Below are 20,538 nucleotides of genomic sequence, written 5' to 3' on the forward strand. Positions count from 1 at the left end.
ACCCCCCCATGATCAAGCCAGTCATTGCCCTGTCCGCCAGCTTCTTGTTTGTGTTTGCCGCTCAGGCTGCTCCCGTCACCTATCAGGTCGAGCCTAGCCACACTTTCGTGCACTTCAGCTACAAGCACCTGGGCCTGAGCACGCAAAGCCAACGTTTCGACAAGGCACAAGGTACGGTCACCCTGGATCAGGAAGCCAAAAAGGGCAGTATCGACATGAAAGTGGATACCCGCTCGGTCAGCACCGGCTTTCCTCTGTTCAACGAACACATCCAGGGCAAGGATCACTTCAACACCGAGCAGTTCCCCGAAGCAACTTTTGTGTCCAAAGACATTCAGTTCGAGGGTGACAAGCCTGTTTCGGCCAAAGGTGAGCTGACCATTAAAGGCATAACCAAGCCCGTCACCATGACAATCGAATCTTTCTTGACCATGCCCAAGCACCCCATGATGGGCAAGCCTGCCCTGGGCGCCGATGGCAAGATTGAGATCAAACGCAGCGAATTTGATATGGGTGCCAACGTGCCTTACGTCGGTGACGAAGTCACTATCCGTATTGCGCTGGAAGCCATTGCCCCGTAAACGCGCTGTGGTCGCTAGTCAGAAAGTCTGATTAGAGGATTTCCTGAACCACTTCCAAGGGACGCGCCAGACGCGTCCCTTTTTCTGTCACCACAATCGGGCGATTCAGCAAAATGGGATGGGCTTCGATGGCGGCCAGCAAATCCTCGTCGCTTAGGTCTGGATTAGCCAGATTCAACTCGCTGTAAATGGCCTCTTTACTACGCATGGCCTCGCGTACCGTCAAACCCGTCGCTGCAATCAGTGCTTTGAGCTCACTGCGCGACAAGGGGGTTTTCAGGTATTCGATGATCTCGGGCTCCAGGCCCTTTTCACGCATCATGGCCAAGGCATTGCGCGAAGTACTGCAACGCGGATTATGATAGATTTTGCTCATGACAGTCTTTGACTTCCTATAAACCGTATTCAGGCGAACAATAGTAGCCCAGCGCCACTGGATACGTCATCTGGGTAGCTTGCTGCAGACCGGCCAGCGTCTTCACTTAGCCAGGAGAACACATGATCGACCTGTATTACTGGACCACTCCCAACGGACATAAAGTCACGATGTTTCTGGAGGAGTCCGGCCTGCCCTACACCATCCACCCCATCAATATTGGCCAGGGCGATCAATTCAAACCTGAATTTCTGCGAATCGCCCCCAATAACCGCATTCCCGCCATTGTTGACCAGGCCCCGCAAGATGGCGGCGAGCCGATCGCCCTGTTCGAGTCCGGCGCTATCCTGCAGTATCTGGCGGAGAAAACCGGTCAGTTCCTGTCCTCCGACTTGCGAGTCCGGACTGAGACCTTTCAGTGGCTGTACTGGCAAATGGGGGGGTTGGGTCCAATGGCCGGTCAGAACCATCACTTCAACGTCTATGCGCCTGTCAAAATTGACTACGCCATTGACCGCTATGTACGCGAAACGGGCCGCCTCTACGGTGTGCTAAACAAGCACCTGGAACAGCGCGACTTTATCGCGGGCGACTATTCCATTGCCGATATGGCCAGCTACCCCTGGATTGTCTCCCACGAGCGCCAAAACCAAAACCTGGACGATTTCCCACATTTGAAACGCTGGTTCCAGCGTATTGGCGAGCGCCCTGCCACCCAGCGTGCCTATGCCCTGGTCGAGCAGATCAACCCCGGCTCCCCCGTCCATGACGAAAAAGCCCGCCAGATCCTTTTTGGCCAAGATTCCAAAACTATCCGATAGGACTATCAACCCATGACCTTGCAGCGCCCCTATCAGCTACTGCTTATTGGCCTGAGCGCCATGGCTCTGTCTGCGTGTTCCAGCACGCCCAGCTCCAATATTTCCCTGATCCCCACACAAACCCAGGATCAAACAGAAAAAGACGGCGTCTTTACGCAATCCTTGAACTACAAACACGTCAAACCCGGCTGCACCGGTGAATGCCCCCGCCTGGAAGTCCAGTCTTTGATTTTTCCGGGTAATGCCGAGCTGACCAAGCTAGTAGATCAAAGCCTGGCCCATATGACAGTTATTTCTGATCGTCATCCAGGCTATCGGGGCCTGAAGGAGTTCGAGGACTACTACTGGGCAACCGCCAATAATCGTGACGAAGTCCATCTGTCCGCCCGTGCCCGCTATCGCAATCGCGACCTGACCGTGGTGGAGCTAAGTTCTGGTATCTACATGACAGGTGCGGCGCACGGTATTACCGCCACCCAGTTCATTAACTGGGACAATCGCCTGAAAATGGCTTTGTCACTGGATCGCATTATCGCCCCCGGCAAGATCAAGCCTTTCCAGGATCTGGTGCGCCAAGCTCACAGCAATTGGGTATCAAGCCTGAGCGAAGCGCGTGAAGATCGCGCCGGTTGGGATCGTATGTGGCCTTTCCAACCTGCAGAGAACATTGCGCTGACCGATCAGGGCCTCCTGGTTAAATACAACCCGTATGAAGTCGCCCCCTACTCCCTGGGCCAGCCCGAACTACTGCTGCCCTATTCGCAACTGCGGGGTATCTTGCGTCCTGATTATCTGCCTGCCAACTAAACCGGCGGTCCTTTTTTCTCTTTCAAGCACCTATACCACCATGTCTGATAGCCTATTTCGTTTCCACGATCTGTTTGCCCAGCTGGGCCTGCCTAACACGCCAGAAGCGATTGCCAGCTTTCTGGAACAACACCGCCCTCTCCCCAATGACGTACTGCTGGCCGACGCGCCCTTCTGGAGCGAGTCCCAGGCCGAGTTCATCCGGGAAAAGCGACTCCAGGACTCACCTGAGTGGATCCAAATCATTGATCAATTAAGTGAAGCTCTGCGCCAGACCAGTGGCGTGGTGAACCTGTCCACTCCGTGCCGTGTACTGGCCTTGTCCGGCAGCTTGCGTCACACCTCATACAACACGGCTTTGGCACAGGCGGCCCAAACCTTGGCCCCCCAAGGTATGGCCATTGAGGTGGCAACCCTGCACGGTATTCCTCTATATGACGGCGATCTTGAAAGTAAAGAAGGTATCCCAGCAGCCGTTCTGGCTCTGAAGGAAAAAATCCTGAATGCCGACGCCTTATTGCTAGTCACACCGGAGTACAACAACGGTGTCCCAGGTGTGTTCAAAAACAGTATTGACTGGCTCTCGCGCACAGACTCGAAGGCAATCTTCTCGGGGCGTATTACGGGCCTGATTGGTGCCTCTATGGGCGGTTTCGGTACCGTGTCATCCCAGGCCGCCTGGTTGCCCATTCTGAAGATGCTGGGTGTCTCGCTCTATAGCGGTGGCTCTTTGCTGGTTTCCCGCGCACAGAACTCCTTTGATGAGCAAGGCAAGCTGCAGGATGAGAATATTCAGAAGATGCTGACGACCTACCTGCAAGGCTTCCAGACCTTTGTACATGCCTCTCATATGGTCAGGACTCAGGAAAAATCCAACTAAGCCTGGATCGAATGGGCTAAAGAGTGGAGGTTTTAGGGGTAGCCCCAAAATACCTCCCCTTACGCAAACAAAAAAGGAGCCCTAAAGGCTCCTTTTTCCATCCTGCCCACATCAGGGCTGAGCAGGCTTATCAAAGCGATCCAGATCAAAATAGCGGCTGGAACTACCGGAAGAAGCCGGGGTAGAAGCCGAGCTTTCCGGTGCTGGACTGGGCGTAGGTTCGACGGTCACCGTTTGTACCCGATTCAGATCAGGCTGTTCCAGGCGCTCTGGCACACCATAAGTTTGAACCGTGTTACCCGAGTAGCTGCCTGCGGCCGCAGGCACAGAAGCGGCTTTGCGTGCAGCGGCTTGGTCCAGATAACTGGCTAATTGCTCATGATTGGCCGAACGCGCCCAATCTGCCGGACTCAAGCCTTGAGCATTTTGCATACTGGGATCTGCGCCAGCGGCCAACAGCACATCAACCACCGCCCGTTTGCCTGACAAAGCCGCCATCATCAAGGGGCTGGTCCCATCCGGTGCGGGCGCATTCACAATCGCTTTTTGGGATAACAAGTAGCGTACGGTCTCCTCGTGCCCCTTGGATGCGGCATAGTGCAAGGGCGACCAACCCACTCGGTTGATCTGCCCGCCACGGGCGTGCAGTTCACGCAAGCGAGCCGTCTCCCCCATCAACGCCAGATACATCATGGGAGTTTCACGAGACTCATTCTCGATATTCACATCGGTCCGTCGATTGGCCAGCAAGGCATTAACCACTTTCCAAGACTGATTACGAATGGCCAACATCAACGAAGGATTGCCCTTGGCGTCGACCGCGTTGGGGTTCGCCCCCCGGATGAACTCTTGCTCGATGATGTTGGGCCTGTCGTTTTCCAGGGCCAAATACCAGTTCCGGCTCTCGAACTCCGGTTCCTGCGCTGATACCGGGGTTGCCAAGACGAAAGTTAAAGGAAGCACCATAGAAAGGATGGTTTTATTCATCATTTTTCTTTTAAAAATCATCATAGTAAATCCTTTTTATAAAGTGCTTTCTTAATTCCAGATGGCGCTTGACGATGTTTGCCTAGACATATCGTATCAACACCAGGCAACCCGGCATTTATCTCTAAACCACATTAACAGTCAACTTTAATATATTGATTATTAAGAGAAAATTTATATTTCACTCGAGGTATTCGACAGCAAAAGGCAACAGCAAGCGCGACAAAAAACCATCAAGAATAAATTTTCACCATTAAAATCAATAAGCTACATTAAATTTCTAACAAACCACATTAAGCAAAGAGTATCGCCAAAACGTTTCCCTGGAACAGCTTCAGTGTCGCTTAAATCACTCAATAAAGCCTATAAATAAGATTAAGTTAAGCTCGTATCTTACTGAATAATTTGAAGAAATTTTCCGTGCTTGCCTCTTCCACTTCTTTTACAGAGATGCCTCTTAGCTCCGCAATCTTCTCTGCTACGTGGATGACCAAGGAAGGATTGTTCATCTTGCCACGATAAGGCACAGGGGCTAGAAAAGGCGAATCTGTCTCGATCAAGAGACGATCCAAAGGCACCCGCTGTGCCACTTCTTGCAGCTGAGTCGCGCTCTTGAAGGTCACAATGCCGGAGAAGGAAATGTAGAAGTTCAGCTCCATCGCTGCCTGTGCCACTTCCCAGGTTTCAGTAAAACAGTGCATCACGCCCCCGGCAATCTGTGCCTGCTCTTCGCGCATGATAGCAATCGTGTCCGCACTGGCCGAACGAGTATGAATGATCAAGGGCAGACCCGACTCGCGGCTGGCCCGGATATGGGTGCGAAAGCGCTCGCGCTGCCAGTCTAGAGGTTCTTGCAGCCGGTAATAATCCAGGCCGGTCTCACCAATTGCCACCACTTTAGGATCTTGAGCATGCTTGAGCAGCTCCTCGACGGTGGGCTCCGTCACTTTCTCGTAATCCGGATGCACGCCTACCGAGGCAAACAAGTGCGAGTGGGGACGGACCAGCTCCATCAAACCGGGCCAGTCATCCATATCCACGCTGACGACCAGCGCACAGCCCACCTGGTTCTGACGCATCTTATCCAGGATGTCGTCCAGATTCTTGGCAAGTTCGGGGAAATTAAGATGGCAATGCGAATCAACAAACATGATTAGACGGTACTTTTTTAAACACGACGACATGCCTGGTGCAGTCTATCCAGGGCATGATGAATAAATAATTTAGCATTGAGCGGATGATTGCCCAGGGCTCTTTGCTGAACCAGCCATTTCAAGGCTTCCGCCACCGCAGTAGGGTTCGATTGAACCGCCAAGGCATCAATACGTTTTTGCAGGGAAGGATAGTAACGCGCACTTTGCCCAAAACTACCCAGCTGGATATCTACAAACAGGCGCTGCCAGTAATCTATCCACTCCTGGGCAGGCAGTTTTTCCAAGGTATCGGCCAAGGACAGATCCGCTTCGCGGCCCGCCTTCAAAACCCCATCCATCCAGGCACTCAGCCATTCGGGGCACGGAGCGCTCATTTGCTGACTGGCACTTAGTGCTTTCAAGGGAGCCCCACCCCAGGCCGCCAACCAATCCGCAGCCTGCCCCAGACCTTGTTGCTCCAGCCATTGGGTCGATTGTTGAGCATCAGGCGCCGGTAAAGGCAAACGTCGACAACGCGATACCAGCGTAGGTAACAAGCGGTCTGGTGCGTCGGCAACCAGCAGGAACACGGTACGCTCGGCCGGCTCCTCCAATACCTTTAGCAAAGCGTTAGCCGATACCAGATTCAAGGCTTGAGCGGGGTACAAGACCGCCACTCGCCAGCCGCCTCTATGGGTTGCCGTATTGAACCAGTGTTGTAGCTGACGCAATTGTTCTACCCGGATTTCCCGCGATGGATTCTTGCGTGCAGCCGCATCTTTGGCTAAATCGCCCTCTTGGGTATCGGGTCCCTGCTCTTCCAAAGCCACAGCATCTGGGCGCAACAGGCGCAAGTCCGGGTGATTACCCCCCCGCACCCACTGACAGGCCTGGCATTGCCCGCAAGCCAGCCCTTGCACGGGTTGGTCGCACAACAAGCTGGCCGCCGCGGCACGAGCGAACTGCGTCTTGCCGATGCCCGGCAGACCATGAATCAGCCAGGCATGGGCAAAACGCTCCCGCGTACCTAGCCAGGCTTGGGCCGTCTCGATTTGCCAGGGTAGAAAAGTCAAACTATCAGACACCGTATTGCCTCAAAGTTGCGTGTCATAAGGCCTGATTCAGCAAGCGGAAGCAAGACTTCGGCCCCAGCTTCAACAGGTCAGCGCACATTGTAATATGAACCGGTAAAATGCCTGCTCCACTACCAAGGATAATGAAGTGAGCTTATTTATCGGGCTGGCCGCCAAAGCGCGTTCAGGTAAAGACACCGTGGCCAATCTGCTGCTGGGACAAAGCCCCTTACTGGCCGCCTATGCATTGGCTGATCCCGTCAAAATGGGTTGCGAGGTGCTGTTTGGCTTGAGCCCCGCCCAGGCCTGGACTGATGACAGTCTGAAAGAAGTTCCTATTGAGCGCTGGAACCGCTCCCCACGCCAATGCTTTCAATTATTGGGAACAGACTGGATGCGCCAGCGTGACCCTGACCACTGGCTGCGTCGCGCCCAGCATGTGCTGGAGTTTGGCCCAGGCTTACCGCTTTCTGCAGACAGCCACGCTCATTCCATCTGGGCGCTGGCCTTAGCACCGATTTATGGCATGCCACCAGAGCACTTGAAGGATACCCGTGCCGATCAGATCGATGCCTTCTGGGGGCTAAGTCCCCGTCAAGCGGCAGAGCACCTGCGCCGCCAAGTTCTGGCTGAGTACCCGGATTACGAGCAACGTCGTCAGGAAATCCCCTTCAATCTGCCCAGCCACCACTTGCCGGATATGAGCCAGGCCCGTTGTCTGCTGATTAAGGACATCCGCTACGAGAACGAAGCCGACTTTATTCGCCAACATGGCGGGGAGATTTGGCATATAGAGCGACCAGGCAACCCCGTGATCAGCCAGCACTCCTCTGAATGGGGCGTCGTCCGCGCCCCCCAGGATCAGCTGATTCTCAATGACGCGGGTCTGGAAGCCTTGGAAAGCAACGTTAAGGCTGTATGGACCGGTTTCAAGCAACGGCACCATTTGGCCCCATAAAACCTGTTCACCCAAAGGGCGTACACAGCATCGCCCCCGAAAAGTAATCAGGCCCCATTGGGGCCTGATCTATTTAGCGCTTCAGAATATATTTGGCAACGGCCCGGTTATGTGCCGCCAGATTCGCTGAAAACTCGCTGGTTCCATCACCACGCGACACAAAATAGTAGAAACCGTGCTTTTCCGGATGCAGGGTTGCCAGCAAAGACGCTTTGCCAGGGCTGGCAATCGGCGTCGGGGGCAAACCATTGCGCGTGTAGGTATTCCAAGGCGTATCAGTCGTTAAATCCCGCTTGCGGATACGGCCATCGTAGGCCGAGCCCATGCCATAAATGACGGTCGGATCTGTCTGTAAGGGCATACCCACTCGCAAACGATTCATGAATACCCCCGCCACACGCGTACGGTCCTGGCTATGACCTGTTTCACGTTCCACGATAGAGGCCATGATCAAGGCCTCATAGGGGGTCTTCAGGGGCAGATCGGGGTCCCGGTCCGCCCAAAGCTGCTCCAGCAGCTCCTGCTGCGCCTGAAAGCCACGACGCATGATATCGATATCCGCTGTTCCCGGCACGAAAACATAGGTATCCGGGTAGAACAAACCTTCGGGATGCCCAGAGTCCACGCCCAAACGTTTTAGCAGATCAGCATCGCTGACTTCAGTCAGCGTCTGGCGCACTTGCGGGTTAGCCGCCAGCGTGTCGCGGATACGTTGGTAGGTCCAGCCCTCGGGGATGGTCAGGCGGGTTTGCAGCATATTGCCGCTGGACATACGCTCCATCACCATCCAGGGCGTATCACCGCGTACGGCCTCATAAGCGCCTGCCTGCAAAGAGGTATCCAGACCCGAGACGCGCGCCATCCAGACAAAGGCGTCTTCCTGGATATCAATTCCGGCCTGCTGCATGCTGCGTGCAATCGCGCGTGGACCTGATCCGGCAGGGACCACATAGTCGATGCGTTCAGCATTCATGCTGACGGGCTGTTTCTTAGCCCAATACCAGGCGCCACCTGCTCCGGCACAGGCAGCGACCACCAAAAGGCCCAACAGGGCAGAGAAGATTTTGACAGTTTTTTTCATGCGAGCATTATTGTAAACAGAATGAGGCGGCTTATTCCTGAATATGTGTCACAGTCAAACACAGAAACTCAGGCCCCTCCTGATAGCGCGATCTATCTGTCCTGGACATGCCCTGATCCCAGCGGGGATATGCCCCTTGAACCGGCCTCACACACGGTATCATTGATGTTTAAATTTATTTTTCGCTCAGCCATGACCGGAATACCTGCTCCCCTCTCGTTCACCCTGCCTGATTTGTGCGTCCTCCAGTTTCAGGGAGCCGATGCCGTTTCTTTCCTCCATGCCCAAGTCAGCAATGATCTGGAGCACTTGGCCGCCGACCGCGCATGTATCGCGGCCTACTGCACCGCCAAGGGCCGCAGCTTGGCCACGATGGTGCTCTGGCGTGAACAGAATGAGACGGTCTTTGCCCTGGTACGCCGTGACCTCAGTGAGGCCCTGATCAAACGCCTGCGCATGTTTGTGCTGCGCAGCAAAGTGACGATCAGCCTGTCTGAGCTGCTCGTTTACGGAGTGGCTGACCAGTCCCCTACCCAAGCCGTCTGGACCCTGCACCGCGATGGCGCCGATACCTTGATCCAGGCTCCGGGCGAGCTGGACGGTTTAAGCCGCCACTGGCGCATTGCAGCCCAACAAGATGCAAGCGTTCAAGCCTCTGAAGGACGCTGGGAAAGCGCAGATATTCTGGCGGGTCTGCCATGGATTGGTGCTGCCACCCAAGACCTGTTCATCCCCCAGACTTTAAACCTGGATTTAATCGACGGAATCAACTTCAAGAAAGGCTGTTACCCCGGCCAGGAAGTGGTGGCTCGCAGCCACTACCGGGGCACCATCAAGCGACGCATGATGACCGCCCGTACAGCGGTGCTGGACACAGCGCCACAGGTACAGGAAGGTTCCGATGTATTTTTGCGCTCAAGCACGGATGCAAGTGCAGAGCTTGTCGCCGCCGCCCGCATTATCAACCTGGCTTGGCAGACCGAGCAGCAACGCTGCTATGTCTTGATGGAAGTGGTACTGGCCGATCTGGCACAAGGACAGTTTCAGCTAGAGCAAGGACAGGCGCTGGAACTGCTGCCCCTGCCCTATGCCCTGCCAGAACTTAGCTCTTCTGACGATACAAATTGAGGATACTGGAGAAATCCAGCCCTGCATTCTGACCTTGTGCGGCGTGCAAGGCGAACAGGTTACGAGCCAGTTCGCCTAAAGGCGTCGCACTATTTTGGCTAACAGCCGCATCGGCAGCTAGCCCCAGGTCTTTCAGCATCAGACCGGTCGCAAATCCACCTTGGTAATCACGCGAGGCCGGCACATCTGGCATCACCCCAGGCCAGGGGTTGTACAACTCGGTAGCCCAGTTACGACCGGAGCTGCGCGCCATAATGGTCGACAGCACAGCAGGGTCCAGGCCATGGGCTACCCCTAAAGCCAGCGCCTCAGCCGTACCCGCCATCAAAATCCCCAAGAGCATATTGTTGCAAATCTTGGCAACCTGACCAGCACCGGCTTTGCCGGCATGGAAAATATTCTTGCCCATGGCCTCCAGATAAGGACGTGCCTTATCCAGCGCCTGATCCTCGCCTCCCACCATGAAGGTCAGCGTGCCGGCAATCGCACCGCCTGTGCCACCGGATACGGGCGCATCCAGCATGATCAGCCCCAGCTTGGCAGCCTTTGCAGCCAGATCCTGGCTGGTTTGCGCATCAATGGTGCTGCAATCGACCAACACCGTACCCGGTGCCACTGCCTGCAACAAGCCGTTCTCGCCTTCGTAAACCTGGCGTACGTGGCGGCCAGCAGGCAGCATGGTAAAGACCATCTGTGCCTCTTTGGCGATCTGTACGGCCGACTCGCCCACTTGCGCGCCCGCCTCCTGCAGCTCTTTCATGGCATCCGCATTCAAGTCAAAGACTCTCAGGCTATGACCGGCCTTGAGCAGATTGAGCGCCATGGGTTTGCCCATATGGCCCAGCCCGATAAATGCAATCGTGTTACTCATTTTGTCTCCTCGTAATTATGAAAACGGCGCCTTCGGGCGCCGCAGCGGTCTGCCTGCTTTACAGGTCAGCCAAGGGATGAGTCATATCTGCAGGCCAGGCAGGAATAAAAAAGCGTTCCACCCAGCGGGCATCCGCCTGTCCCAGCGACGCTGGATTCCAGCGCGGCTGTTTATCTTTATCAATCAAGAGTGCACGGATACCCTCCTGGAAGTCGCCCTGAACACCACATTGCAGCGACACAATGTATTCCAGACGGAATACATCCGCTAAAGACAGGTGGTGAACCCGCTCCAGCAGCTCAAAGGACAGGCGAGCCGATCCAGGAGCGCCTTTTGCAAAAGTCTGTGCAGCACGAGACAACCAGGGATCGGCGCTGTCTTGCCATTGCTGTAAGGCCTGGGTGATGCGATCAAACTCACGGCTGGCACAAATATCGCGCAAGGTGCTGTAGTTCTGCTCTAAAGGGCCGCTATCGGGACGGGCACCGTTTGCCAAGGTACGTAGCGCCTGATGCACGCTGCTATCACGCGCAGCACGTTCATCAGGCCAATGGGTGGCTTGCAAGGTCTGCAGCAAGGCATCGTACTGCGCTCGGGGTAGATAAGCATCCGCCAGACCCAGAAACAGGCAGTCGGACGCATTGATCTGCGCACCGCTCAGAGCCAGGAAGTGGCCAAGGCCTGCAGGCAGATGCGAGAGCATCCAGGTACCGCCCACATCCGGGAACAAACCGATGGAGATTTCGGGCATGGCAAAGCGTGTCGTGTCCGTCACCACGCGATGGCTGGCTCCGTTGAACAGGCCCACGCCACCGCCCATCACAATCCCGTCGCCCCAACACAGAATAGGCTTGGGAAAGGTATGAATCAGATAGTCCAGGCGGTATTCCACATCGAAGAATTCGCGAGCGTACTCGTTATTCCACGCCGGACCCTCCTGGTTCTTTTGCATGGACGCGTACAAGGAATGCAGATCGCCCCCGGCACATAGCGCCTTATCACCCGCTCCACGCAAGACCACTATGGCAATACTGCCATCCTGTGCCCACTCCTGGAACTTCTTGAACAGTAACTGGCACATTTCCAGATTAAGGCCATTAAGTGCCTGCGGGCGGTTCAAGGTCGCTACACCAATCGCCTTCCCGTTCTGGGCAGGCAGGCGATCAAACAAAACAGAATCCGTCATCGAATATCAGCTCCAAGATCAATGATTTGTCGTGCGATGATGACACGCATGATCTCGTTGGTGCCTTCCAGAATTTGGTGCACCCGAGTATCGCGCACCAGTCGCTCCACAGGATAATCCTTCAAGTAACCATAACCGCCAAAGAGCTGTTGCGCATCGACGCAGGCCTGAAAGCCCAGATCGGTTGCCAAGCGCTTGGCCATGGCGCAGTAGGTGCTGGCCTGGCTACTGCCTGCATCCAGATGGGAGGCAGCCAGACGCACCATCTGACGGGCAGCGACCACGCTGGTCAGAATATCGGCCAGTTTGAATTGCAGAGCCTGGAATTGATCCAGATTTTTACCGAACTGGCGGCGCTCATTCATGTATTGACGGGCGGCTTCGTAAGCCCCTTGGGCAGCCCCCACCGAACAGCAGGCAATATTGATACGCCCACCATCCAGGCCCTTCATGGCCAGCTTGAAGCCCTCACCTTCTTGCCCCAGCATGGCCGAAGCGGGCACACGTACGCGCTCAAAAGTGATGCCACGGGTGGACTGGCTATTCCAGCCCATTTTCAGTTCTTTACGGCCGTAGGTAATGCCTGCCGCATCGGCAGGTACCGCAAAGGCGGAAATGCCTTTAGGGCCATCGCCACCGGTACGAGCCATAACTACCAACAGATCGGTATCACCGGCACCGGAGATAAAGGCTTTGCTGCCACTGATCAGGTAATCGTCACCATCGCGTTCAGCGCGCGTACGCAGCGAAGCGGCGTCTGAACCAGCACCCGGCTCTGTCAGGCAATAGGACCCTAATTTCTGGCCACTGCTCAGCAGCTCGCCCCATTGGGATTTGACCTCTTCCGAACCCCAGGTACCCACCATCCAGGTGACCATATTATGGATAGTCAGGAAAGCAGTGGTCGATGGGTCTACCTCGGCCATTTCCTCAAATACCAGACTGGACTCCAGGCGGCCCAAACCCAAACCACCGATGGACTCCGGGGCGTACAGCCCGCAAAACCCTAACTCACCCGCTTTACGGAAGGCCTCAATCGGGAAAATCTGTTCTTCGTCCCAGCGCGCTGCATGGGGTGCCAGCTCCCCTTCTGCAAATTCACGAGCGGCTTGCGCAAAAGCGTTCTGATCGTCCGTCAGTATCATGTCTGTCTCCTTATTTTTACCCACCATAATGCGAGCCGCCCCCTTTAGTTGTCATGCTGATGACAATCAGCCTTTTCATAGGGGAAGGAGCAAGGCAGGAGGCGACAGTCTAGCTGAAAGTAGCGACTCAATGATCCGCCATGCAGCGGCTAAGCGCTGGCGGGTTTGCGACGGGGTCGGGCGGTGGCACGAGCGGCCAGCTTATGGGCGTAGCGGCGTCGGCGCGAATCCATGGGATCAAAAACCAGCTCGCGGTAGACCTCGACCCGATCCTGATCCTGTAGCAACTGGTCTAGCTGGCAGCGCTGACCATAAACACCCACGAGCAAGGCATCCAGGCCCTGCTCTGCGTCCAGAGGCGGCAGGCCACATTCACGCAAACCTTCAGCAATACCGGCCTGCAGCAGAGCGTCCCGCACACAGCTACCAACAGGTAAACGTAAAGCAGCTTTCCAGACTTGGGCCTGGGTAGCCACCAACACGGTGACGGATAGCTCAGTCACCGTAAACCTCTTGGGCGCGACGCGTGAAAGAGTCGATAAAACTGTTGGCAACACGATTGAAAATAGGTCCCACCACCATTTCCAGGGCGCGACTGGAAAACTCGTATTCCATGGTGAACACGATTTTGCAGCCATCTTCACCCAGAGGAGTAAACTGCCAATCACCCGTCAAGGCCGAGAACGGCCCTTTGACCAGGCGTAAAATGATGCGATTGGGATAATCGTGTTCGTTACGTGTGGTGAAGGTCTGGCGAATGCCTGCAATACTGATGGTGACGGAAGCTTCCATCCCCTTTTCGTCGCGCTGGCTGACGCTGGCACCACCGCACCACGGCATAAATTCAGGGTACTTTTCTACCTCTGCAACCAGGTTAAACATCTGTTCGCAGCTATAGGGAAGGAGGACGGAGCGTTTTACTGTATGCATCAGGTCTGGTTAATAGATAGAATGTTCTGATTTTACAATCTATGGTTGGCAATTAATTCATGAGTATTGTTGATAATCGCAAGGCTACCCACGAGTATTTTATCGAAGAGCGCTTTGAGGCCGGTCTGGTCCTGGAGGGCTGGGAGGTCAAGGCGATCCGAGCTGGGCATGTTCAGCTCAAAGAAAGCTTTGTCATCGTACGCGACGGCGAGCTGTTTATTATAGGGATGCACGTCAGCGCTTTGCCGACCGCCTCTACCCATATCCGGCCCGATGCCACCCGTACCCGTAAGCTGCTGCTCAAAGCCGAGGAAATCAGCAAGCTGATCGGCAAGGTTGAACAACGTGGCTACACCCTGGTTCCCCTGAACCTCCATTACAAAAAAGGTCGTATCAAGCTGGACTTCGGTCTGGGGCGCGGTAAAAAAATGCACGATAAACGTGATGTTTCCCGCGACAAAGACTGGAAGCGCGAACAAGAACGCTTGATGAAACACGACACCCGCCGTAAGACCAATGAATAAAACGGGCTAAAAAGCCCGTTTCGTTCAAGATCTCAATGTAATTTAACACGAGGGGCGGCCCGTTTGCTGAGCAAGCGGCCCAAAGCCAGGGTCGCGGTACGCGCAGCGCCCAAAATGGCCATGTGGTGCATCAAATGCAGGCTCATATACATGATGCGAGCCAGCAAACCTTCTACAAACCAGCTTTTGCCGGACAAGACCCCCATCAGGCTCCCTACCCCACGGCTGTGGCCCACTGACACCAGCGAGCCGTAATCCTTGTAGACAAAGGGTGCCTCATCAACCGGCTTGCCCTGGATGCGGGCTGCCAATCGTTTGCGCAGGTAATTGGCTTGCTGATGAGCCACCTGGGCGCGAGCAGGCAAGAACTGGCCTTCCTTGTCCCACGGTACTTGCGCGCAGTCGCCCAGGGCCCAGATATACGGGTCAGGCGTAGCCAAACAGGCGTCCAGCTCCAACTGGTTGATACGGTTAACGGGCAGACCCAGTTTCCCCAGAAAGGCCGGCGCTTCAATTCCAGCCGCCCAAACGCACAGATCATTAGGGTATTGGCCGCCATTCACATCTTCAATATGGTCAGCCGCCAAACGACTGACACGCACCGAAGTACGTACCGCCACGCCACGCTGCTCCAGCAAGCTTTGGGCCGTGGCCGACAGCTTGGGTGGCAAGGCAGACAAGATACGATCCGCACCTTCCAATAGGGTAATTCGCACTTCCCGGTCGGAACTACTGCCTGGGATGCTGTAAATGCTCAGGTCAGCACGGGCCTCCAGCAGCTCCGCAGCCAGTTCCACCCCGGTTGCCCCACCCCCAACAATATTGATGTACAGCGGCGCTCCTGGCTCGCGCTGAGCGCGTCGGGTCACACTGATCAATTCATTGAGCAGCTTCAAGCGAAAACGCTCGGCCTGATGGGTAGAGTCCAACGCCAGGGCATGTTCATGGGTTCCTGGCGTATTAAAGAAATTTGATTTGCTGCCTACGGCCATCACCAGCGTGCCATAGCTCAAACTGCGTTCCGGGAAAACCTCTTCATGGTCAGGCCCCAAAACCGGTGCCAGCGTAATTTCACGCTGCTCGCGGTCTATGCCAGTCATCTCGCCCTGAATAAAGGTGAAACCGCAGTCACGCGCCAGCATGAAATACGACAACCCTTCACGATGTATATCCAAGGTTCCCGCTGCCACCTCGTGCAAAGACGGCTTCCAGATATGATCGCTGTCTTTATCGACCAGAAAAATATGCTGACGCCCAAACTGACGTCCCAGCTTGGCTGCCAGCTCCAAGCCACCTGCCCCGCCCCCAACGATCACCACTTGATACGACTGCGTAGTAGACATCCAAAACTCCTTGGGCCTTGTCAAGCAAAGAGAGTATCAGAACCCCCGCCTTATACTTTAAATCAAAACAGATAAGGACTATAGCGATCTTCCAACGCCACTTTTAAGGGCCTCACGCGCAAGCCCCGTGATACCACCCGAAGTGTGGCTCTTTTGAGCGGCAATAGGTCCTAAATCAAGAACCAGGGCAAACAAATCGTTGCAGCCTCAACACATGGCGTAAAATTAATAGGTTGGTCTTGCCTTCCCTTAACGATCGAAATAGAGCGGCAGCACATCAGCCATTGATACGGTATGATGCTGACTTTGCCCTATTCACCTACTTTTTGCCTGCCATTATGCACGACGATGTTCCCCGAAAATCCCAACGCGCGACTCGAAAGGGGCGCGAACGCCGCGACAAAATCCTGGAAGTGGCTTCCGAGGTTTTCCGCGAGAACGGTTTTGAAGCGACATCCATGTCCCAGATCGCTGCATTGGCAGGCGGCTCCAAAGGCACCCTCTACAATTACTTCCCGTCCAAAGAAGACCTGTTGTTGGCTGTTCTGCTCACAGGAGCCCAGGAGTTTACTGAACAGGTCTTGACCAAGCTGGACGCAGAAGGCGATATACGCGACGAACTGCAACGCTTTTTGCTTCCCATGCTGCGCAAGCTCTATTCCAAGCAAACCGCACAGCTGCTGCGTATTGTGGTCTCGGTAGGTGGCCATAGTGATATTGGCAAGCGCTTCATGGACATGCTGGATGACCAGATTTGGGACGGCGTGCAACGCTTTTTTACCCGCCACATCGAGCGCGGCACTTTGCGCAAGCTGGACCCGGAACTTATGGTGGACCATCTGCGCTGCCTAAGCGAAGGCGAAATCATTATTCTGATGATGGGCGCGATGGAACCTTGGGACGAAGAGCGCGTCCAGAAAGAAACCGAGCATATCCTGAATATGTTCCTGCACGTTTATCAGAACGACGCCACGACGCTGCCGTCTTAAGTCTTGAGGGCAGCCGGGCTGGATCACCATACACGGTTCCGCCCTACCTGCCGCACGCGCCTCACCGGCGAATACCCCCACATTCTATTCTGAACCTAACCGCCCGGCACAAGGCGGTTCAGGCACCTGCCCTATACGACAACACCCCGGCGTGGAGCCTTCCACGCCGGGGTGTTGAGTTTGGACTGGCTTAACCCACGTACTGCCAGAGTGCATCCGGCAGTACGCTTAGGCCTGACTTAGCCCTTGGCCAAGCGCTGCCAGGTATCCACAACCGTGTCCGGGTTCAGCGACAAGGACATAATACCTTCGTCGCTCAACCACTTAGCCAGATCAGGGTGATCGCTAGGGCCTTGACCACAAATACCAACGTATTTGTTTTGAGCCAGACAAGCCTTGATGGCACGGCTCAGCATGAATTTAACGGCTTCATCGCGCTCATCAAAGTCAGCTGCCAACAATTCCATACCGGAATCGCGATCCAGACCCAGAGTCAACTGAGTCATGTCGTTGGAACCGATGGAGAAGCCATCAAAGTATTGCAGGAACTCGTCAGCCAAAATGGCGTTAGAAGGCACTTCGCACATCATGATCAGGCGCAGGCCGTTTTCGCCACGAGCCAGACCGTGATTGGCCAACAGACCAACGACGCGTTCTGCCTGACCCAGGGTACGCACGAAAGGCACCATGATCTCGACGTTGGTCAGACCCATTTCGTCGCGCACTTTCTTCAAGGCTTCGCATTCCATCTTGAAGCACTCGGCGAAGTCTTCGGACAGGTAGCGAGCCACACCGCGGAAGCCCAGCATTGGATTCTCTTCCTCGGGCTCGTAGCGCGAACCACCCACCAATTTGCGGTATTCGTTGGACTTAAAGTCCGACAAACGCACGATGACGGGCTTGGGGTAGAAAGAAGCCGCCAAGGTAGCAATACCTTCAGCCAGTTTCTCAACGAAGAAAGCACGTGGGCTAGCGTAGCCACGGGCTGCCGATTCCACCGCTTTTTTCAGTTCGCTATCCACATTGGGGTAGTCCAGAACGGCTTTGGGGTGAATGGCGATGTTGTTGTTGATGATGAATTCCAGACGAGCCAGACCCACACCATCGTTCGGGATTTGCGAGAAGTCGAAAGCCAGTTGTGGGTTACCCACGTTCATCATGATTTTCAGACCGATCTCGGGCATTTGGCCCCAGCGGACTTCTTCGATCTCGGTTTCCAGCAGGCCGTCATAAATACGACCTTCATCGCCTTCAGCACAAGAGACCGTCACTTCCTGGCCTTCTTTCAACACGTCTGTGGCGTTGTTGCAACCAACAACGGCGGGGATACCCAGCTCACGCGCAATAATCGCGGCGTGGCAAGTACGGCCACCACGGTTGGTCACAATGGCCGAAGCCAGCTTCATGATCGGTTCCCAGTTAGGGTCCGTCATGTCAGTTACCAGCACGTCACCGGCCTTGACCAGATCCATCTCGGAAGCGTCAGCCACGATACGGACTTTGCCCGAACCGATTTTCTGACCGATAGCACGGCCAGTCACCAGCACATCACCGGTTGCTTTCAGACGGTAGCGCTCTTGCACATCGTTGCTGCCTTGCTGGGACTTAACCGTCTCAGGGCGAGCTTGCAGAATGTAGATCTTGCCGTCGATACCGTCACGACCCCACTCAATGTCCATAGGACGCTGGTAGTGTTTTTCAATGATGGTGGCGTAGCGGGCCAGCTCGATCACTTCTTCGTCGTTCAGGGAATAACGATTGCGCTCGGACACGGGCACATCAACGGTGCGCACAGCGTGATCGGTTGTACGGCTTTCATCAAATTCCATCTTGATCAGCTTGGAACCAATGCGGCGGCTGATGATGGGGTAATGACCGGAAGCCAACGTTGGCTTGTACACGTAGAACTCGTCCGGATTGACCGAACCTTGCACCACGGTTTCGCCCAGGCCGTAAGAAGACGTCAGGAAAACCACGTCTTTAAAGCCCGATTCGGTGTCCAGGGTGAACATCACGCCGGCGCTGCCCTTATCGGAACGCACCATGCGCTGGATACCTGCGGACAGAGCCACTTCAGCGTGGGCATAGCCCTTGTGCACGCGGTAGGAAATAGCGCGGTCGTTGTACAGGGAGGCAAACACGTGGTGGATCTTGCCCAACACTTCGTCAATGCCAACCACGTTCAGGTAGGTTTCTTGCTGACCGGCAAACGACGCGTCTGGCAAGTCTTCAGCCGTCGCGGAAGAACGAACGGCGAACGAACCTTTGCCATCGGCATCCAGCTCGGCAAACGCAGCGCGTACGGCCTGCTCGAATTCGGCTGGAAATGGGGTGTCGATGATCCACTGGCGGATTTCAGCACCGGCCACAGCCAGTTCACGCACATCGTCCGCGTCCAGCGTATCCAGACGTTGTTGAATGCGCTTGTCCAGATCGTTGTTTTTCAGGAAAACGCGGAAGGCTTCGGCGGTCGTTGCAAAACCACCTGGCACGCGCACACCGGCGTCAGCCAGCTGGCTGATCATTTCACCTAGCGAAGCGTTTTTACCGCCCACTGTGTCGACGTCCGTCATGCGGAGCTTGTCGAAACCAATTACGTAAGACATAAGTCACCTTGAATAGAAAAAAAAGCGTGTTTGCTTAAGGCAGTGATCAGCGTGTGCTACTGATGTGATCCGTCCTAAGCAAACCTGCCTTTCCACACCCCGAGCCGGGCGGTAAATGGTAATCTTGCAAATTGTACCGTTTCCCGAGCATTGTGCACGACTTATTCCATGACATCTTCTCCTATTGAGCGCACCGTCTTTGTCGTTTCCGACAGCACGGGTATTACCGCCGAAACTTTCAGCAACTCCGTCCTGTCGCAATTCGCTCAATTCGAATTTCAGGCCGTCCGTATCCCTTTCATCGACACCATCGAGAAAGCCCAGGCCGTGGCCGATCGCATCAATCAATGCGCCCAGGAGCAAGGCCAGCAGCCATTGGTATTCAGCACCCTGGTCGACCCCAAAATGGCGCATATTATTGGCGCCGCCAATTGCACCTTTCTGGATTTGTTTGGTGCCTTTGTACGACACATTGAACGTGCCCTGGGGGTGAAATCCAGCCGATCCGTGGGTCGTTCGCATTCAGGCGGCATGTCCAAGCGCTACAACAACCGCATTGAAGCGATCAACTTCAGCTTGGCCCACGACGATGGCCAATATGTGAATGGTCTGGAACAGGCCGATGTGATTCTGGTCGGCGTATCCCGATGCGGAAAAACCCCTACCAGCCTGTATTTGGCTATGCAATACGCTGTTAAAGCCGCCAACTACCCGCTGATTCCCGAAGATTTCCAGCGCGGCACCCTGCCCGCAACGCTGGCGCCCTACCGGAAGAAGATTTTTGGCCTGTCCATTCACCCGGACCGCCTGTCTGAAGTGCGCAATGAACGTCGTCCAGACAGCAAATACGCCTCTGTAGAGCAGTGCCGTATGGAAGTGGCTGAAGCCGAACGTCTGATGCGTATGGAAGGCATCCCTTGGCTGTCCACCACAACCAAGTCCATTGAAGAAATTTCTACCAAGATTCTGGACGATGTGGGCCTGGATCGCCGCTCCTACTAAAAGCTGAATCCATCCCTGATGCCGCATGGCTTCCCCTATCGGGGAATGCTGACAGCAGCATAAGAAAGGCCTGATGTCGGTGTCCTACCGACATCAGGCCTTTTTGCATGAAGCTAC

At 55.1% G+C, this 20,538-nt stretch carries 21 protein-coding genes; 9 read left to right on the forward strand and 12 right to left on the reverse strand.

Going from position 1 to position 20,538, the window contains the following annotated elements; all coding sequences use genetic code 11:
• Window positions 1–8 precede the first annotated feature (8 nt).
• Window positions 9–581 carry a YceI family protein gene (locus IE156_RS00655; RefSeq protein ID WP_189390573.1) on the forward strand — a complete coding sequence of 191 codons (573 nt, stop codon included), beginning with the start codon at window positions 9–11 and terminating at the stop codon, window positions 579–581.
• Between the two features lie 31 nt (window positions 582–612).
• On the opposite strand, the gene arsC is transcribed toward IE156_RS00655, so the two are convergent.
• Window positions 613–957 (reverse strand): arsenate reductase (glutaredoxin), encoded by a 345-nt coding sequence (gene arsC / locus IE156_RS00660; protein ID WP_189390574.1) that lies wholly within the window; start codon window positions 955–957, stop codon window positions 613–615.
• 122 nt (window positions 958–1,079) lie between these two features.
• Here arsC and IE156_RS00665 point away from each other — a divergent pair, with 122 nt between their 5' ends.
• Genes IE156_RS00665 through IE156_RS00675 form a run of 3 tightly spaced genes read left to right on the forward strand, consistent with a single transcriptional unit; the run spans window position 1,080 to window position 3,465 of the window.
• On the forward strand, window positions 1,080–1,778 hold the full coding sequence (locus tag IE156_RS00665) for a glutathione S-transferase N-terminal domain-containing protein (RefSeq protein ID WP_189390575.1): 699 nt from the start codon (window positions 1,080–1,082) through the stop codon (window positions 1,776–1,778).
• Window positions 1,779–1,790: 12 nt separating this feature from the next.
• Window positions 1,791–2,585 carry an RsiV family protein gene (locus tag IE156_RS00670; protein ID WP_189390576.1) on the forward strand — a complete coding sequence of 265 codons (795 nt, stop codon included), beginning with the start codon at window positions 1,791–1,793 and terminating at the stop codon, window positions 2,583–2,585.
• 40 nt (window positions 2,586–2,625) lie between these two features.
• Window positions 2,626–3,465, forward strand: coding sequence for a DUF2789 family protein (locus IE156_RS00675; protein ID WP_189390577.1), 840 nt, complete (start codon window positions 2,626–2,628; stop codon window positions 3,463–3,465).
• 111 nt (window positions 3,466–3,576) lie between these two features.
• On the opposite strand, the gene IE156_RS00680 is transcribed toward IE156_RS00675, so the two are convergent.
• The 3 genes from IE156_RS00680 to holB form a co-directional block, all read right to left on the reverse strand.
• Entirely contained in the window at window positions 3,577–4,452 is an 876-nt protein-coding gene (locus IE156_RS00680) for an ankyrin repeat domain-containing protein (RefSeq protein ID WP_229840812.1), read from the reverse strand.
• A gap of 380 nt (window positions 4,453–4,832) precedes the next feature.
• A complete protein-coding gene (locus tag IE156_RS00685) occupies window positions 4,833–5,603 on the reverse strand; it encodes a TatD family hydrolase (RefSeq protein ID WP_189390578.1) in 771 nt (256 codons plus the stop codon).
• A 17-nt stretch (window positions 5,604–5,620) separates the two neighbouring features.
• Window positions 5,621–6,670, reverse strand: a complete 1,050-nt coding sequence (gene holB, locus IE156_RS00690; RefSeq protein WP_189390579.1) for a DNA polymerase III subunit delta' — start codon at window positions 6,668–6,670, stop codon at window positions 5,621–5,623.
• Between the two features lie 136 nt (window positions 6,671–6,806).
• Between holB and IE156_RS00695 the strand changes: the two genes are divergently transcribed.
• Window positions 6,807–7,616, forward strand: a complete 810-nt coding sequence (locus IE156_RS00695) for a deoxynucleotide monophosphate kinase family protein (protein WP_189390580.1) — start codon at window positions 6,807–6,809, stop codon at window positions 7,614–7,616.
• 73 nt (window positions 7,617–7,689) lie between these two features.
• Here IE156_RS00695 and mltG read toward each other — a convergent pair whose 3' ends face one another.
• Complete coding sequence (mltG, locus tag IE156_RS00700) at window positions 7,690–8,697, reverse strand: endolytic transglycosylase MltG (RefSeq protein WP_189390581.1); 1,008 nt, start codon at window positions 8,695–8,697, stop codon at window positions 7,690–7,692.
• Between the two features lie 165 nt (window positions 8,698–8,862).
• Here mltG and ygfZ point away from each other — a divergent pair, with 165 nt between their 5' ends.
• On the forward strand, window positions 8,863–9,825 hold the full coding sequence (gene ygfZ, locus IE156_RS00705) for a CAF17-like 4Fe-4S cluster assembly/insertion protein YgfZ (protein WP_189390582.1): 963 nt from the start codon (window positions 8,863–8,865) through the stop codon (window positions 9,823–9,825).
• On the opposite strand, the gene mmsB is transcribed toward ygfZ, so the two are convergent.
• From mmsB to IE156_RS00730, 5 genes are all read right to left on the reverse strand, one after another.
• Window positions 9,800–10,696: a 3-hydroxyisobutyrate dehydrogenase gene (mmsB, locus tag IE156_RS00710; RefSeq protein WP_189390583.1), complete on the reverse strand. Its 897-nt coding sequence runs from the start codon at window positions 10,694–10,696 to the stop codon at window positions 9,800–9,802. The genes ygfZ and mmsB overlap by 26 nt on opposite strands.
• Before the next feature lie 58 nt (window positions 10,697–10,754).
• Window positions 10,755–11,882 carry an enoyl-CoA hydratase/isomerase family protein gene (locus IE156_RS00715; RefSeq protein ID WP_189390584.1) on the reverse strand — a complete coding sequence of 376 codons (1,128 nt, stop codon included), beginning with the start codon at window positions 11,880–11,882 and terminating at the stop codon, window positions 10,755–10,757.
• Window positions 11,879–13,027, reverse strand: a complete 1,149-nt coding sequence (locus tag IE156_RS00720; protein ID WP_189390585.1) for an acyl-CoA dehydrogenase family protein — start codon at window positions 13,025–13,027, stop codon at window positions 11,879–11,881. Before IE156_RS00720 ends, IE156_RS00715 begins: the two co-directional genes overlap by 4 nt.
• Window positions 13,028–13,176: 149 nt before the next feature.
• The gene (locus IE156_RS00725; protein ID WP_189390586.1) at window positions 13,177–13,530 is read right to left on the reverse strand and encodes an RnfH family protein; all 354 of its coding nucleotides are present in this window, start codon (window positions 13,528–13,530) and stop codon (window positions 13,177–13,179) included.
• Complete coding sequence (locus IE156_RS00730; protein WP_189390587.1) at window positions 13,523–13,957, reverse strand: type II toxin-antitoxin system RatA family toxin; 435 nt, start codon at window positions 13,955–13,957, stop codon at window positions 13,523–13,525. The genes IE156_RS00725 and IE156_RS00730 overlap by 8 nt, the downstream gene beginning before the upstream one ends.
• A 59-nt stretch (window positions 13,958–14,016) precedes the next feature.
• Here IE156_RS00730 and smpB point away from each other — a divergent pair, with 59 nt between their 5' ends.
• The gene (smpB, locus tag IE156_RS00735; RefSeq protein WP_189390588.1) at window positions 14,017–14,481 is read left to right on the forward strand and encodes an SsrA-binding protein SmpB; all 465 of its coding nucleotides are present in this window, start codon (window positions 14,017–14,019) and stop codon (window positions 14,479–14,481) included.
• A 32-nt stretch (window positions 14,482–14,513) separates the two neighbouring features.
• On the opposite strand, the gene IE156_RS00740 is transcribed toward smpB, so the two are convergent.
• Window positions 14,514–15,824, reverse strand: a complete 1,311-nt coding sequence (locus IE156_RS00740) for an NAD(P)/FAD-dependent oxidoreductase (RefSeq protein ID WP_189390589.1) — start codon at window positions 15,822–15,824, stop codon at window positions 14,514–14,516.
• 338 nt (window positions 15,825–16,162) lie between these two features.
• Between IE156_RS00740 and IE156_RS00745 the strand changes: the two genes are divergently transcribed.
• Complete coding sequence (locus IE156_RS00745; protein ID WP_229840814.1) at window positions 16,163–16,813, forward strand: TetR/AcrR family transcriptional regulator; 651 nt, start codon at window positions 16,163–16,165, stop codon at window positions 16,811–16,813.
• 239 nt (window positions 16,814–17,052) lie between these two features.
• On the opposite strand, the gene ppsA is transcribed toward IE156_RS00745, so the two are convergent.
• A complete protein-coding gene (ppsA, locus tag IE156_RS00750) occupies window positions 17,053–19,419 on the reverse strand; it encodes a phosphoenolpyruvate synthase (protein ID WP_189390591.1) in 2,367 nt (788 codons plus the stop codon).
• A gap of 168 nt (window positions 19,420–19,587) precedes the next feature.
• Between ppsA and ppsR the strand changes: the two genes are divergently transcribed.
• Complete coding sequence (gene ppsR / locus IE156_RS00755; RefSeq protein ID WP_189390592.1) at window positions 19,588–20,421, forward strand: posphoenolpyruvate synthetase regulatory kinase/phosphorylase PpsR; 834 nt, start codon at window positions 19,588–19,590, stop codon at window positions 20,419–20,421.
• Window positions 20,422–20,538: the final 117 nt, after the last annotated feature.

It is taken from the genome of Alcaligenes pakistanensis (assembly GCF_014652815.1).
GTDB classification, from domain to species: Bacteria; Pseudomonadota; Gammaproteobacteria; order Burkholderiales; family Burkholderiaceae_B; genus Alcaligenes; species Alcaligenes pakistanensis.